The sequence below is a fragment of the Micromonospora sp. LOL_014 genome (genome assembly GCF_048060245.1).
Lineage (GTDB): Bacteria > Actinomycetota > Actinomycetes > Mycobacteriales > Micromonosporaceae > Micromonospora_E.
Genome location: NZ_JBHMIP010000017.1, coordinates 75,588 through 90,575 on the forward strand (window position 1 = coordinate 75,588; position 14,988 = coordinate 90,575).

Annotated in this window: 15 protein-coding genes and 2 pseudogenes; 2 read left to right on the forward strand and 15 right to left on the reverse strand. The window is 69.9% G+C overall.

Features of this window, described 5'->3' with window-relative positions; genetic code table 11:
• The first annotated feature begins 57 nt into the window (after positions 1-57).
• The gene (locus tag ACFHW1_RS16480) at positions 58-996 is read left to right on the forward strand and encodes an alpha/beta fold hydrolase (RefSeq protein WP_416556490.1); all 939 of its coding nucleotides are present in this window, start codon (positions 58-60) and stop codon (positions 994-996) included.
• Between the two features lie 13 nt (positions 997-1,009).
• Here the strand turns inward: ACFHW1_RS16480 and ACFHW1_RS16485 are convergent, their stop codons facing one another.
• The 5 genes and pseudogenes from ACFHW1_RS16485 to ACFHW1_RS16505 all read right to left on the reverse strand — a co-directional run bounded on the left by ACFHW1_RS16485 (position 1,010) and on the right by ACFHW1_RS16505 (position 4,071).
• Entirely contained in the window at positions 1,010-1,375 is a 366-nt protein-coding gene (locus ACFHW1_RS16485; RefSeq protein WP_416556491.1) for a hypothetical protein, read from the reverse strand.
• Positions 1,372-2,499 (reverse strand): annotated as a pseudogene (locus ACFHW1_RS16490) (SseB family protein); the annotation flags it as partial. The pseudogene ACFHW1_RS16490 and the gene ACFHW1_RS16485, both read right to left, overlap by 4 nt.
• A gap of 414 nt (positions 2,500-2,913) precedes the next feature.
• Positions 2,914-3,192, reverse strand: a pseudogene (locus ACFHW1_RS16495) (SseB family protein); the annotation flags it as partial.
• 183 nt (positions 3,193-3,375) lie between these two features.
• Entirely contained in the window at positions 3,376-3,669 is a 294-nt protein-coding gene (locus ACFHW1_RS16500; protein ID WP_278174719.1) for a WXG100 family type VII secretion target, read from the reverse strand.
• Positions 3,670-3,753: 84 nt separating this feature from the next.
• Positions 3,754-4,071 (reverse strand): WXG100 family type VII secretion target, encoded by a 318-nt coding sequence (locus ACFHW1_RS16505; RefSeq protein ID WP_282233287.1) that lies wholly within the window; start codon positions 4,069-4,071, stop codon positions 3,754-3,756.
• A gap of 381 nt (positions 4,072-4,452) precedes the next feature.
• Here ACFHW1_RS16505 and ACFHW1_RS16510 point away from each other — a divergent pair, with 381 nt between their 5' ends.
• Positions 4,453-4,839 (forward strand): phage holin family protein, encoded by a 387-nt coding sequence (locus ACFHW1_RS16510; protein WP_416556493.1) that lies wholly within the window; start codon positions 4,453-4,455, stop codon positions 4,837-4,839.
• A 72-nt stretch (positions 4,840-4,911) separates the two neighbouring features.
• Here ACFHW1_RS16510 and ACFHW1_RS16515 read toward each other — a convergent pair whose 3' ends face one another.
• The 10 genes from ACFHW1_RS16515 to nuoI form a co-directional block, all read right to left on the reverse strand.
• Positions 4,912-5,601 (reverse strand): anti-sigma factor family protein, encoded by a 690-nt coding sequence (locus tag ACFHW1_RS16515; RefSeq protein WP_416556494.1) that lies wholly within the window; start codon positions 5,599-5,601, stop codon positions 4,912-4,914.
• Complete coding sequence (locus ACFHW1_RS16520) at positions 5,601-6,095, reverse strand: sigma-70 family RNA polymerase sigma factor (RefSeq protein ID WP_233606748.1); 495 nt, start codon at positions 6,093-6,095, stop codon at positions 5,601-5,603. The genes ACFHW1_RS16515 and ACFHW1_RS16520 overlap by 1 nt, the downstream gene beginning before the upstream one ends.
• Before the next feature lie 92 nt (positions 6,096-6,187).
• Positions 6,188-6,982: an IclR family transcriptional regulator gene (locus ACFHW1_RS16525; protein WP_416556495.1), complete on the reverse strand. Its 795-nt coding sequence runs from the start codon at positions 6,980-6,982 to the stop codon at positions 6,188-6,190.
• Positions 6,983-7,225: 243 nt separating this feature from the next.
• Positions 7,226-8,284: a polyprenyl synthetase family protein gene (locus ACFHW1_RS16530; RefSeq protein ID WP_416556496.1), complete on the reverse strand. Its 1,059-nt coding sequence runs from the start codon at positions 8,282-8,284 to the stop codon at positions 7,226-7,228.
• Between the two features lie 45 nt (positions 8,285-8,329).
• Positions 8,330-9,886, reverse strand: coding sequence for an NADH-quinone oxidoreductase subunit NuoN (gene nuoN, locus ACFHW1_RS16535; RefSeq protein ID WP_416556497.1), 1,557 nt, complete (start codon positions 9,884-9,886; stop codon positions 8,330-8,332).
• Positions 9,883-11,418, reverse strand: coding sequence for an NADH-quinone oxidoreductase subunit M (locus ACFHW1_RS16540; RefSeq protein WP_123607130.1), 1,536 nt, complete (start codon positions 11,416-11,418; stop codon positions 9,883-9,885). Before ACFHW1_RS16540 ends, nuoN begins: the two co-directional genes overlap by 4 nt.
• Positions 11,415-13,334, reverse strand: a complete 1,920-nt coding sequence (nuoL, locus tag ACFHW1_RS16545) for an NADH-quinone oxidoreductase subunit L (protein WP_416556499.1) — start codon at positions 13,332-13,334, stop codon at positions 11,415-11,417. Before nuoL ends, ACFHW1_RS16540 begins: the two co-directional genes overlap by 4 nt.
• 12 nt (positions 13,335-13,346) lie before the next feature.
• On the reverse strand, positions 13,347-13,646 hold the full coding sequence (gene nuoK, locus ACFHW1_RS16550) for an NADH-quinone oxidoreductase subunit NuoK (RefSeq protein WP_123607128.1): 300 nt from the start codon (positions 13,644-13,646) through the stop codon (positions 13,347-13,349).
• Positions 13,643-14,398 (reverse strand): NADH-quinone oxidoreductase subunit J, encoded by a 756-nt coding sequence (locus ACFHW1_RS16555; protein WP_278173315.1) that lies wholly within the window; start codon positions 14,396-14,398, stop codon positions 13,643-13,645. The genes nuoK and ACFHW1_RS16555 overlap by 4 nt, the downstream gene beginning before the upstream one ends.
• A complete protein-coding gene (gene nuoI, locus ACFHW1_RS16560; protein ID WP_123607126.1) occupies positions 14,395-14,988 on the reverse strand; it encodes an NADH-quinone oxidoreductase subunit NuoI in 594 nt (197 codons plus the stop codon). Before nuoI ends, ACFHW1_RS16555 begins: the two co-directional genes overlap by 4 nt.

Sequence of the window (14,988 nt, forward strand, 5' to 3'; positions counted from 1 at the left end):
CCTCTATTGTTTGCCCAGGCCGGATACGGTGGTGCGGGGCCGGCCTACGCTGTCGCCATGGGAGAACGTGGCAGTACAGCGGGCCCGGTCGACGAGTCCTGTGTACTCATCAAGGGCCCCTGGGAGCACCGGTACGTCGGTGCCAACGGCAGCCGGTTCCATGTGGTCGAGGCCGGCACCGGCCCGCTGGTCCTTTTCCTGCACGGATTTCCCGAGTTCTGGTGGGCCTGGCACGAGATGCTGCCGGCGGTGGCCGACGCCGGTTACCGTGCCGTCGCGGTCGACATGCGCGGTTTCGGCGCGAGCGACAAGCCGCCGCGCGGGTACGACGGATACACGCTGGCCGCCGACGTCACCGGCATGATCAGGGCGCTCGGCGAGCGCTCGGCGACCATCGTCGGCGCCGGTTTCGGCGGCATGATCGGGTGGACCGCCGCCGCGTTCCACCCGAGGATGGTGCGCCGGCTGATTGTCATCGGGGCCGCCCACCCGCTGCGGCTACGCTCGGCGATCTTCACCGACCCGCGTGGGCAGGCCGCCGCCTCCACCCCGTCGCTGCGCTTCCAGCTACCCCGCTACGAACACGTGCTGACCCGCGACGACGCGGCGATGGTCGGTGGGTTCCTCCGCCAGTGGGGTGGGTCGGCGTGGACGGGCGGAGCCCGGTTCACCGAGTACGAACAGCTGTGCCGGACCGCGATGCGGATTCCTCAGGCGTCGTTCTGCGCGCTGGAGGGATACCGCTGGGCGTTCCGGTCGCTGCTGCGGCTGCACGGCTACCGCTTCGTCAAGCTGTTGCAGGAGCCGCTGGTGACACCGACGTTGCAGCTGCACGGAGCGTTGGACCCGGCGGTGCTGCCCCGGACGGCGCAAGGCTCCGGGCGGTACGTGATCGCCCCGTACGAGTGGCGGCTACTGGACGAGGTGGGTCACTTCCCGCACGTCGAGTCGCCGGAGGTGGTGCTCGGCGAGGTACTGCGCTGGGCCAAGAGCTGATCCGCGACCCGGGTCAGACCCGGTGCTCGCGCAGCTCGGTCACCTCGTTGGCCGCCGCCCAGCCCTGGTAGACGCCGAAGTCGAACTCCTCCAGCCCGAGCGACTGCGCGACCGGTGCCCGACCGCCGGTGTACTCGACCCGCAGCCAGCCGTCGTGCTTGGCGAGCACGACGAACGGCTGGCCGTGCCAGGTGCAGGTGGTACGGACGTACGCCAAGTCGTCGACCTCGGACATCGGCACCACCCGGACGTACCGGCCGGAGCGGATCGCGGAGAAGCCGTCGCCCTCCGCCGGCTGGTAGATCCGCACCTCGTCACCGGCCGGGCTGGCGTCGTACTCCTGCCCCTGCCAGCGGGCGACGTAGCCGTCGCGCATCATTCCTCCTTGACCCGCTGCCAGGCGGTCTCGTCGGCGTCCAGCCGGGCGACGAGCGTCCCGGTGCCGTCCGCGCCGAGCCGCCACAGCTGCGAGCCGTGCGGCAGCCGGATCCCGTCGACCTTGAATTCGGCCACGACGTCGCTGCTCTCCCCGGGGGCGAAGCCGTTGCCACGGAACGGCGGGCGCTCGATCACCCAGCCTTCCATCGCCCGCATGGCGTTCTCGTTCTGACCGCCGTAGGGAATCCGGTAGAGGCTCGGCCGGTAGGCCGGCCACCGCAACACGAAGATCTCGTCGGCATCCGGGGCGAAGGGTGACCCGGCGTAGCCGAGCCCGAGTGCCGCGTACAGCTTGGCTGGGGTGTCCAGGTGGGCGACCTCGGCGGCGCGGTGCACGAACCCCGACACCCGGTCGTAGCCACGGTCCAGGTAGTAGCCGACCTGGCTGGCGGCGACGGTCTTCTGCATCGTGGTCGGCTGCCCCGGGACGTCCGGCCCGCTGGACACGGCCGGCTTCGGCGCGGCCGACGCGCCGGGTTGGGGTTCAGCCGGCTGTTCGACGTCGACTTCCTCGACTCCCAGCCCGACTTCGGCCGCCCAGCTGGCCAGGCCGACGATCTCCGTACCGGGCAGCTTCGCGCCGACCGGGGTGCCGGGGTTGATGACGAACGACCACTGCGGGTCCGGCCAGCGGCGGATCAGCTGGACGAACTTCACTTCGACGGTCTCGACCGGGGTGTCGAAGTGCTCGGCGATCCGCTCCGGCGAGGTGAACACCACGACGAACGTGCCGTCGGCGGCGGTCTCAGTCCGCCAGGTGAAGCCCTCGTCGCCGGGTCTGGACCCGGCCACGGACGATTCGGAGACGGGCAGCAGCACCTTGGCGAGCAGGAGGGTGGACAGGAACGAGTTGCTGCCACCGCCGCCCGCCGCCGCGACCAGGTCCCGCTCCACGTCGTTGGCCGGCTCGAAGGCCGGACCGGACGGTGGCTCCTCGACCACCGGACCGGACGGTGGCTCGACGTCTGGCTCGAGCACCGGACCGGACGGTGGCTCGACGTCTGGCTCGAGCGCCGGACCGGACGGCGCCTCGGGGACCGGCCCGACGACCGTGCCGCCGGCCGCACCGCGCTGTTCCGCCGCTGGTGCCGGGTCTTCAGTGGGCGGCACCGGACTGACGGTCGGCGGCGCCGGGTCGGCGGCCGCGTTGTCGGGGTGCGGCCACTGACCTTCCGGAGCCGGAGCGGCCGGTGCCGGCGGTGGGCTGGCAGCGGCGGAAGCTTCGGCGGCGTACCGGGTGGGATGCCGGCCGTGGTCCGGCAGTAGATCGGGCCCGCCGTCAACGGGCCCACCGTCGACCGGCCAGGCACCGCCGGGATGGCCGGCCGGTCCGGGGACGGTGGCGGTGGCGGTGGCGCGGGCTCGGGCGGCGGCATCGGCGCGGCCCTCGGAGTGGCCGCCACGGTTCGGCAGTCGCGCGTCTCCGCGGGCCAGCTGAGCGACGAACCAGGCCGGCAGCCAGCCTTCGATCGGCAGACCCGGGTTGACCGCCAGCCACCACTCCAGGTTCGGCCAGGTGGCGGCCAGCTCGGCGAACGTCACCCGACGGGCGGAACTGCCGCTGTCACCTAGGCAGGCGTGCAGGGTGACCGGCGACGTGAACGCAAGGACGTGGGTCCGCCCGTTCGTCGTCCAGGTGCCCCAGCCCATCGGGGCCTGACCGGCCAGGGCCTGAGCCGAAACCGGGAGCAGCAGCTCGGTGCCGGCAAGCAGTTGGAAGTAGAGCTCCTGGTCCTGACGGAGCAGGGCGTCACGCATCGCGGCCTCGATCTCGGTGGCCGGTTGCCAATCGGTCACGGCCGACCCCCCTTTCCACCGGACAGGCCACACGCGTCCGGTACAACCTACAAGGTGGTGCCACGATCACAACGGCCGGCGGACGCCTTGCAGATCAACTGATGCGAGAAAACACTTCGCGTAGTCGAAGGAACACCGTTCGACTCATCGGAACAGGTCCGCGTTGCGCCGTTCGGTGCTCAGATAGTCGGCGGCCGACTCGTCGACCGCGACCTTGATCTCCCGCAGCAGGGCCTGGAGATTCTGCGCCGCGCCGCGCCACCGGGCCTGCCGTTGCTCGTACGCCTGACGGGCCGCACCCTCCCAGGTCGCTACCAGTGGCGCAGCCTCCCGTTCCACCTGGTGCAACTGCGACCCGAGAGTACGCAGCGCCTGCCCGATGTCGGCGCTGGCCTGTTGCAGTGCGCGGAAATCCACCACCAGCTCGCCATCGGCCACCTGGTTACCTCCTCCGCGTCGTGCCATCGTGCCGCCCGCCAGGCAGCGCCCCGGAGCAGCCGGCCGGCAAGCTGCCAGTGCGTCTCAGAGCGGCAGCTCGATCCGTCGCCCCGCCCGGGTCACCCGGTCCGCCGCCGCAGCGTCAGTTGCCTGGTACTGCGTCCCGGCGGTACGAATCGCTCCGGCCGTCTCGCGCAACGCCCGGTGCAACACCGCCTGCTCCCTGGCCCACCCGGCTGTGACCTGTTCGAAGGATCGACCACCGGCACCACGCCAGGCGTGCTGAAGCACCTCCAAACGCTGCAGCAGACCGCGCAGCATCGCGTCGAGCTCCTCGTCGACCTGGTCGAAACGGCTGGCCGCCCGCTGCATGATCGCCAACTCGGCTTGCGTCTGCGACACGCTGTGCCCCTCTCGGTCCCGGTCAAGCCGGGTGCCCACCACCCCGGCGCCTACCGGCCGACGCCTCCCGCGCCGGACCGTGGCCAGTCACCCCCGCCGCGACGGCGGTGAACGTCACCTCGCCGACCGTAGTAGGGTCGACCCGCCGCCGCAGCCCCACCTCGTCCGCTGTGGATAACGGCTCGGTTGCGGTGGCACCGGCGACGAATCAGCCAGCGAGCGGTCAAACCGGGGAGACAGTCAGCAGGGTCGACCAACCGTCGCGCCGTGTACCGGTAGGACTGCAACTGGTGGGACTGCAACTGGTGCTGCCGGGACGTCGACGGTGCAGCTGCGAGACCGATGGGGCGCAACCGGCGGTCGGCATGGCAAGATTCCCGGATGGGTTTCCTCAAAAGCCTCCTCATCCGCCTGGGTAGTACGGCGTTGGCGTTCTGGCTGGCCACCCTGATCATTCCGGGCATCGCGTTGCAGACCGACGCGATCGGCGAGGCGGTCGTCACGCTGCTGCTCGTGTCGGTCATCTTCGGCGTGGTGAACGCGGTGCTGCAGCCGATCGTCAAGACCGTCGGGTGTGGCCTGTACCTGCTGACCCTCGGGCTGATCGCGGTGGTCGTCAACGGACTGCTGTTCCTGTTGACCGGATTTATCGCCGGACAGCTCGACCTGCCGTTCGAGGTGGATGGTTTCTGGCCGGCCGCCGTGCTCGGGGCGCTGCTGGTCGGCGTGGTCACCTGGCTGCTGGGTCTGATCCTGGACCGGGACTGACCGGCCAACCAGGCTGAACCGGGACTGACCGGCCGACCAGGCCGGGCCGGAACCGACCGGCGACCGACCAGGTCAGCCGACCTGGTATGCCAGGACCGCCGCGCCGTCGGAACGGACCAGTTCGACCCGTTCCAACTGGTCGTGCTCGAACCGGGTCGCCCCGGTGAAGACAATTTCGGCTCCGGGACTGACCGCCCACGAGCCGACCTGCTGCTTGGCCCCGTTCCGGTCGTAGGCGACCAACTCGAAATCCATCGGTCGGCCGTCCGGGTTGGTCGGCTCCCACCAGCAGCGCATGGTGACCTCGGTGCCGTTGGCCGCCGCCTGCAGACCCACCTCGGCGTGAATTGGCAACTGCGAGGCCACCGGCTGCATCGCGACGAGCTGGGAGCCGGGCGTGGGCTCCGGCGTACCGCCGGTCCCCACCCAGCCGACCCCGAAGCCGACCACGATCGCGAGACCGGCGGCGGCCAGCGCCGCCCCAGCGGTCTGCCAGCGGCGCATCCGCCGGCCCCGGCGCCGGGCCCGGCCCGCAGCGTCGGCCAGGGTGGCCAACCGGGGCTCGGTCGACGGCGGGTCGCTGATCTGCTCGAAGCCGGCCGGATCCAGCCGGCCGAGGAGACCGGGCAGCACCGCGATGTCGGCGACGGCCTGCCGGCAGTTGGGGCAGCCGGCGAGATGGTGCTCGTACGCCGCTCGCTCGGTGGGTGACAGGGCACCCAGGACGTACGCGCCGTCGTCGTGCGCGTAGTCACATTTCACTACTGGGTCACCCCCATCTCCTCCAGCACCAGCCGCAGCGAGCGCAATGCGTAGTGTGTCCGTGACTTCACGGTACCCGGCGGAACACCGAGCCTGGCCGCCGCTTCGGAGACCGAACGCCCCCGGTAAAAGCACTCGATCAGCACTTCCCGGTGTGGCTGGGAGAGCCGGCCGAGGGCTTCGGCCACGGTCCACGCCTCCACGGCGCGGTCCGCCTCGTCCACCGCTGGAGGTGGTTCCGGCAGTTCGTCGGTGACCACCTCGCCGACCCGGACACTGCGTCGGCGCCAGGCGTCGATCGCGAGATTCCGGGCCGTGGTGAACAGCCAGGCGCGTACGGATCCCCGCTCCGGGTCCAGCGACTCGGGATGTCGCCAGGCCCGCAGCAGCGTCTCCTGGACCAGGTCCTCGGCTCGCTGCCGGTCGCCACCGGCCAGCCGCAGCGCATGGGCGAAGAGCGCGTCACCATGCTCTTCGTGCAACGCGCGCATCAATTGTGAATCCTGGTCGGTCAAGAGGCGCCCTTCCCTTCCGCCTCATGACACGTAGCTGCCGGCCGGGCGGTTCAAGGTCCTGGAGAAACTGTTCAGCTGCCCGGATACTCCGGGCCGGTCATCGCCTCGGCGACCGCCCGGGCGGCGGTGAGCAGCTTCGCGCGGACCACCCGGGCCGAAGTCATCATCTCGGCCGCCGGCAACGCGCAGGCGATCGCCACCCGCCGCTCGACGTCCTTGTCCGCGTTGACCATTACCGCGGCGCAGGCGAGTCCCTGCCGGTACTGGCCGATCTCCAGGTGCATGCCGCGCCGGTCGCCTACCGCGAGATCGGCTTCGAAGCCCTCGATGGTGGTGATCGTGGCCGAGGTGAACGGCCGCATGCCGAACTCTTTGAGGTAGCGGAACCGCTGGTCGGGGGTGAGGGTGGCGAGCAGCGCCTTGCCCAGTGCGGTGGCGTGTGCCCCCTCGTCGAACCCGGGCACCAGGTCCTCCAGGTACGGCGAGCGCAGCCCGTCGGCCGACGCGGTCACCGCCACCTGGGACCCGACGAAGCGGCCGAGGTAGTGGCTGTAGCCGGTCTCCGCCGCTGCGCGGCGCAGCGCCTCACCGACCGCTGGCGGGCCGCGGAACGCGGCGACCAGCTCGCGGTAGCGGTCCGCCACCTCGAGGCCGACGATGTAGGTGCCGTCCTCGCGACGGATCACGTAGCCCTCGTACGCCAGGGTGCGCACCAGGTGGTACGTGGTCGCCACGGTCAGCTCGCAGCGCCGGGCAATCTGTTTGACGGTCAGTCCGCGCGGGGCACGTCCGACCGCTTCGAGCACACGCAGTGCCCGTGAAACGCTCCGGATGAGGTCCGAAGGTTCCGCCAAGGGGTCGCGCACAACCACCTCCGCCGCCGGGGACTTACACCATATGAAGAGACAGCCGCCTGTGGAACGCCCTTTCGAATCAGGGGCACCAGGTGGCGACTATCGGTGTGGCGCCCGACACGTACGGTTCATGCTATTGGCTAACGCGACATCATCGCAAATGGCGGTGCCGCTCGTCGCCCCCGTACCGTCGCCGGCCGGCGGAGATCCGCCCGGGCAACCGGACCGGACCAGGACCGGACCCCGGCCACCCGGCTAGTTCGTCCGGTCGGCGATGAAGTCGCACAGCGACTGCATCGCCTGCCGCGCCGGGCCGGGTGGCAGCGGCGCGAGCCGGGACCGGGCCTCCTCAGCGTAGCCGCGTACCGTCTCCCGGGCCCGCTTCAGCGCCGGTGACTCGCGCAGCAGGCCCAGCGCCTCGGCGTGCAGGTCGTCGTCGGTGACCGGACCGGCGGCCAGGATCTCCCGCAACCGTCGGGAGGCGGCGTCACCGTCGTCCGAGCCGAGCGCGTAGAGCACCGGAAGCGTATGCACCCCTTCGCGCAGGTCGGTGCCGGGTGTCTTGCCCGACTGGGCGGAGTCCGACGCGATGTCGAGCAGATCGTCGGATAGCTGGAACGCCACCCCGATGGTCTCGCCGTACCCGGCCAGGGCCTCGACGTGCTCCGCTGCCGCGCCACCGAACATCCCGCCGAACCGTGCGGACGTCGCGATCAACGACCCGGTCTTGTCCCCGATCACCTGCAGGTAGTGGTCGACCGAAGGCTCGCCGCCATGCGGGCCGACCGTCTCGGCGATCTGACCGTGCACCAGCCGGGCGAACGTGCGGGCCTGCAGCCGTACCGCCTCGATACCGAGGTCCGCTGCGAGGTCGGCGGCCCGGGCAAACAGGTAGTCCCCGACCAGGATCGCCACCGAGTTGGTCCACCGCGAGTTGGCGCTCGGTGCGCCGCGACGCACCAACGCCTCATCCATCACGTCGTCGTGGTAGAGCGTCGCCAGGTGGGTCAGCTCCATCACCACCGCCGCCGGCACCACCAGTGGTGCCGCCGGGTCGCCGAAGTGCGCACCGAGCGCCACCAGCAACGGGCGGAACCGTTTGCCGCCGGCCTCGACCAGATGTCGGGCCGCCTCGGTGACGAACGGGTCGGCGCTGAACACGCTGTCGCGCAGCTCGACCTCGACTCCGGCCAGGATCCCGGCGACGGACGCCTGCAGCTGCGGGTCGACGATGTCGATCCCGATCGAGGTCACCGCTCCCGCGCCGGACGCGAAGGAGCTGCCGTCAGCCGTCCTCACCACACCCCCAACCATGCCACAGCGGCGGTGGCAGCCCAGGTTGGGGGCGGGTGAGGTGGTTCATCGGACAAACTCGGCGGCGTTGCTGGTCAGATCCAGCAGCGCTCCCGGTGCGACCCCGAGCAGCAGGGTGGCCAGAACCCCGATCATCAGCGCCGCCGAGGTCAGCGCACCGGGGATCACCACCGTCGGGGTGGCGTCGCTCGGCTCGCTCAGCCACATCATCACCACCACCCGCAGGTACGGGAAGGCGAGGATCATGCTGGTCACCACACCGGCGATCACCAGCCAGATCTGGCCGTCCCCGACCGCCGCCCCGAAGACGGCGAACTTGCTGGTGAAGCCGCTGGTCAACGGGATGCCGGCGAACGCCAGCAGGATGAAGGTGAAGATGCCGGCGAACACCGGAGACCGTCGGCCCAGCCCCGCCCAGCGGGACAGGTGGGTGGCCTCGCCGTCGGCGTCGCGGACCAGGGTGACCACCGCGAACGCGGCGAGCACGATGAAGCCGTACGCCACCAGGTAGAACATCGTGCTGGCCAGGCCCTCGGCGGACAGCGACAGCACACCGACCAGCAGGTATCCGGCGTTGGCCACCGAGGAGTACGCCAGCAGCCGCTTGATGTCGGTCTGGGTGACCGCCAGGATCGCCCCGACCAGCATGGTCAGGATGGCCACCGTGCCCAGCACCGGGGTGAAGTCCCAGGCGGCCCCGTAGAAGGCCACGTGCAGCACCCGCAGCAGCGCGCCGAACGCGGCGACCTTGGTGCAGGCAGCCATGAAGCCGGTCACCGGCGTCGGTGCCCCCTGGTAGACGTCCGGGGCCCAGACGTGGAACGGGGCGGCGGTCGCCTTGAACAGCAGGCCGACCGAGATCAGCGCGATGCCGGCGAACAACAGCACCGGGCTGGACTGCGAGGTCTCCACCGCCGCCCGGATGGTGGCGAAGTCGACCCCGGGCCCGGTCGGGCTGTCCACCCCGGAGGTGAAGCCGTAGGTCAGCGCCAGCCCGAACAGGAAGAACGCCGACGAGTAGGCGCCCAGCATGAAGTACTTGAGCGCGGCCTCCTGGCTGAGCAGCCGCCGCCGCCGGGCCAGCGCGCAGAGCAGGTACAGCGGCAGCGAGAACGCCTCCAGGGCGATGAACATGGTCAGCAGGTCGTTGGCCGCGACGAACAGCAACATGCCGGCGAGGGCGAACAGCGCCAACGGGTAGACCTCGGTCGCACCGGACCGGCCGGTCGCCTGCTTGCGGTCCTCGGCCGAGTTGACCACGACCGCAGCCTGGGCGACGAAGGCGCCGCCGGTCTCCAGCGACCGCTCGCCGATCAGTAGCATCGCCATCACGCCGAGCACCAGGATCGCGCCCTGCAGGAACAGCGTGGGGCCGTCGACCGCGATCGCCTCACCGGCCGTCACCGTCCGGGTACTGCCCTGCAGGACCACCGCCACCAGCGCGCCGACCATGCTGGCCAGGGCCAGCACCAGCTGTACCGGGTTGCGCAGTGAGCGGGGCACGAACGCCTCGACGAGGACGCCGATCATCGCCGCGCCGAACAGGATCAGCATCGGCGAGATAGCCGCGTAGTCGATCGCGGGGGATGAGAACTCGCTCACCGGGCCGCCTCCTGGATTACGCCCTCGGTCGGGGCGGGGTCGGACGTGCCGACGTCGTCGAACAACGTCGCCTCGATGGCCGGGTTGATGACGTCGGTCAACGGCTTCGGGTAGAAGCCGAACAGCAGGATCAGGGCGATCAGCGGAGCCACCACGACCTTCTCCCGCAGGGTGATGTCCCGCTTCATGCCGTCGACCGTGGTCAGCGCCGGGTTCAACGTGCCCTGGGTGGTGCGCTGCACCATCCACAGCACGTACGCCGCAGCCAGAATGATGCCGAGGGTGGCGATCACCGCGACCGGTTTGTTCACCGAGAAGGTGCCGATCAGCACCAGGAACTCGGAGATGAACGGAGCGGTGCCGGGCAGCGCCAGCGACGCCAGACCGGCGAAGAAGAACACCCCGGCGAGCACCGGGACCATTTTGCCGGCCCCGCCGAAGTCGCTGATCAGTGCGGAGCCGCGCCGGGCCACGAACATCCCGACGACCAGGAAGAGCAGGCCGGTGGCGAGCCCGTGGTTGACCATGTAGAGCACCGCGCCGGTGCCGGCCTGGGTGGTGAACGCGAAGATGCCGACCCCGATGAAACCGAAGTGTGAGATCGAGGTGTACGACACCAGCCGCTTCAGGTCGTTCTGACCGACCGCCAGCAGGGCCGCGTAGATGATGCCGATCACGGCCAGAGCCAGCGCCCACGGGGCGAACCACTGCGACGCCTCCGGGAACAGCCCCAGGCAGTAGCGCAGGATGCCGAACGTACCGACCTTGTCCATCACGCCGACCAGCAGCGCGGCCGATCCGGCCGGCGCGGCACCACCGGCGTCCGGCAGCCAGGTATGGAACGGGAAGAACGGCGCCTTGATCGCGAACGCCACGAAGAAGCCGAGGAACAGCCAGCGTTCCACGCCGGTGGACATGTCGATCTCGCTGAGCGCCTGCCAGTCGAAGGTCTGCCCGCCGACCACCCACAGCCCGATCACCGCGGCCAGCATGAACAGACCGCCGACCAGCGAGTAGAGGAAGAACTTCACCGCCGCGTACTGCCGCTGGTGGCCGCCGTAGCTGCCGATCAGGAAGTACATCGGCACCAGCATGACCTCGAAGAACACGTAGAACAGGAAGATGTCGGCGGCGGCGAAGACGCCGATCATCGTGCCTTCGAGCAGCAGCAGCAGGCCGAAGTAGACCGGCACCGACCGCTTCGACGCCTCCGCGTCGTGCCAGGAGGCGAGGATCACCAGCGGCACCAGCACCGCGATCAGCATCAGCATGACCAGCGCGATGCCGTCGGCCGCGAAGGTGAAGTTCACCCCCCAGTTGGGGATCCACGGGTAGGACTCACGGAACTGGAACCGGTCGCCGCCGACGGTGAAGGCGAACCACATCACCAGTGACAGCACCAGTACCGCCACCGACCAGCCGAGCGCCAGCCACTTGGCCAGCTCCCCCTGGCGGCGCGGGACGAGCGCCACCACGAGCGCGCCGACCAGCGGCGCCACGGTCAGCACCGAGAGGAACGGAAAGTCGTTCACGCCAGCCATCCCATCTGCAGGGCGAGGAACGCCGCGACCACCACGAAGGCACCGGCGAGCACGGACATCGCGTACGAGCGCACGAAGCCGGTCTGCAGCCGCCGTAGCCGCCCGGAGCTGCCACCGATCACGGCGGCGAGGCCGTTGACCAGGCCGTCGACTCCCCGGTTGTCGAGGAAGACCAGCGCCCGGGTGAGGAAGATGCCCGGCTTTTCGAACACCACCCGGTTGACCGCGTCGGTGTAGAGGTTGTGCCGGGCGGCGGTGACCAGCACCCCGGCCGGCTGCTCCTGCTCGGCGGTGCCGGTGCGGAACAGCAGCCAGCCGAGCAGCGCGCCGAGCACCGTGATCACCAGCGCCAGGATGGTGACCACGCCGTGCGACAGCACCGCCTCGTGGTGGCCCTCCTCGGCGCCCAGCACCGGGGTCAGCCACTCGGGCACCGAGGTGGACATCAGCCAGCCGGCGGCCACCGACCCGACCGCCAGCAGGACCAGCGGCACCCACATCAGCGCCGGCGACTCGTGCGGGTGGTCGATGTCTTCGGTCCACCGCTTCGGGCCGTGGAAGGTGAGAATGAACAGCCGGGTCATGTAGAAGGCGGTCAGCCCGGCACCGAGCAGGGCGGCCCCGCCGAACAGCCAGGCGGTCCAGTCCTCCCGCTCGAAGGCGGCCGCGATGATCGGTTCCTTGGAGAAGTAGCCGGACAACGGCCAGATGCCGATGATCGCCAGCCAGGCCAACCCGAAGGTCGCCCAGGTGATCTTCATGTGCCGCCACAGGCCGCCGAACCGCCGGATGTCGGTCTGGTCCTTCATCCCGTGCATCACCGAGCCGGCACCGAGGAACAGCCCGGCCTTGAAGAAGCCGTGCGCCAGCAGGTGCACGATCGCCAGCGCGTACGCGCCGCCGCCCAGCCCGACCCCGAGGAACATGTAGCCGATCTGGGAGACCGTCGACCAGGCCAGCACCCGCTTGATGTCGTCCTTGGCGCAGCCGATGACCGCGCCGATCAGCAGGGTGAGCGCGCCCACGCTGACCACCACGGTCTGCAGCGTCGGGTTGGCCGAGAAGATCGGGTTGGACCGGGCGATCAGGTAGACGCCGGCGGTGACCATCGTGGCGGCGTGGATCAGCGCCGACACCGGGGTCGGGCCCTCCATCGCGTCCGGCAACCACGCCTGCAGCGGGAACTGGCCGGACTTCCCGGTGGCGCCGAGCAGCAGCAACAGGCCCATCGCCAGGATGGTGCCGGAGGCCAACGCGCCGGCACCGGTGAACACCGCCTCGAACTGGGTGGTCCCGAGCGTGGCGAACATCAGGAAGATCGCCAGCACCAGGCCGGCGTCGCCGACCCGGTTCATCAGGAATGCCTTCTTACCGGCGGTCGCCGCGGCCGGCAGGTGGTACCAGAACGAGATCAGCAGGTACGACGCCAGACCGACGCCCTCCCAGCCGAGGAACAGCATCACGTAGTTGTTGCCCAGCACCAGCACCAGCATCGCGGCGACGAACAGGTTGAAGTACGCGAAGAAGCGCCGTCGTCCCGGGTCGTGCGACATGTACTCGACCGCGTACACGTGGATCAGGAAACCCACGCCGGTGATCAGCAGCACGAAGACCGCCGACAGCGGGTCGAACAGCAGCCCGAAGTCCACCGACAGGCCACCGACCTCGATGAACTCCCACAGGCTTAGCTCGACCGCCCGGTTGTCCAGGCCGCGTAGCTGGAAGAAGTAGGTCAGGCCGAGGGCGAAGATCGCCCCGACGCTGACCACCCCGAGCCAGTGTCCCCACTTGTCGGCGCGCTTGCCGAGCAGCAGCAGGATCGCCGCGCTGGCCAGCGGGATGGCCACCAGCAGCCACACGCTACTCAGCAGCCCCGTGGCCTGGGCGTACTCCACAGTCGATTCCACGTGTGGGCCCCTTTAGTACTTCAGCAGGTTGGCGTCGTCGACGCTCGCCGAGCGCCGAGTCCGGAAGATGGTCATGATGATGGCGAGCCCCACGACCACCTCGGCTGCCGCCACGACCATCACGAAGAAGGCGATGATCTGACCGTTGAGGTCACCGTTGATCCGGCTGAACGTGACCAGCGCCAGGTTCGCGGAGTTGAGCATCAATTCGATGCACATGAACAGCACGATCGCGTTGCGGCGGACCAGCACGCCGACCGCGCCGATGGTGAACAGCACCGCCGACAGGATCAGGTAGTTGTCCGGAGTCATTTGTCAGTCCCCTTCGGGGCGGCCTCGCTGGGCGAGAGTTCGCGCGTCGGCAGGATCGCCGGGATGCTCCGGTCGGTGAGCGTGCCGTCCGGCAGCCGGCCGGGCGTGGCCACCGAGGTGGAGGTGGCGTAGACACCCGGACCTGGCTTCGGGCCGGGATAGTTGCCGGGGGCGAACCGGGCCCGCATCATCTCCGGTTGGCCGCGCCGCTGTTCCTTGCGCTTCTCGATGTGCGCCAGGATCAGCGCGCCGATCGCGGCGGTGGTCAGCAGGGCTGCGGTCACCTCGAACGCGACCAGGTACCGGCCGAACAGCAGGGCGGCGATGCCCTGCACGTTGCCGTCCGCGTTGGCCTGCTCCAGGCCGACCGCCTGTACCCCGCCGAGGCCCCGGTACAGCCCGGTGCCGACCAGCGCGGCGAAGCCGACGCCGAGGGCGACCGCAGCGATCCGCTGCCCGCGCAGCGTCTCGATCAGCGAGTCGGAGGCGTCCCGGCCGACCAGCATCAGCACGAACAGGAAGAGCATCATGATCGCGCCGGTGTAGACGATGATCTGCACCAGGCCGATGAACGGCCCACCCTGCACGACGTAGAACACGCCGAGGCAGAGCATGGTCAGCACCAGCCAGAGCGCGGAGTGCACCGCGTTGCGGGCCCACACCATGCCGATCGCGCCGAGCAGCGCGAGCGGAGCCAGAATCCAGAAGGTCACCGCCTCCCCGGTGGAGACCTCCGCTGCGAGCTCGGTCATGGCTTGCCCTCTCCCGTCGTCCCCGAGCCGTCCTGGGTGCCCTGCTCCGACCAGGGCGCCCGTTCGGCACCCGCCGAGGTGCCCGGGTTGGTCAGCGCGCCGACGTAGTAGTCCTTCTCGCTGTCGCCCAACCGCATCGGGTGCGGCGGCTGCTCCATCCCCGGCAGCAGCGGCGCCAGCAGCTGCTCCTTGGTGAAGATCAGGTCCTGCCGGGAGTCGCGGGCCAACTCGTACTCGTTGCTCATGGTCAACGAACGGGTCGGGCAGGCCTCGATGCACAGCCCGCAGAAGATGCACCGGGCGTAGTTGATCTGGTACGTGCTGGCGTACCGCTCACCCGGGGAGAACCGCTGCTCCTCAGTGTTGTCGCCGCCCTCGACGTAGATCGCGTCGGCCGGGCAGGCCCAGGCGCACAGCTCACAGCCGATGCACTTCTCCAGCCCGTCCGGGTGCCGGTTGAGGATGTGCCGGCCGTGGTAGCGCGGCGCGGACACCGGCGGCTTGAACGGGTAGTCGGTGGTGACCACCTTGCGGAACATGTGGGAGAAGGTGACCCCGAAGCCCTTGAACGTTCCCGTGATCGCGCCCAC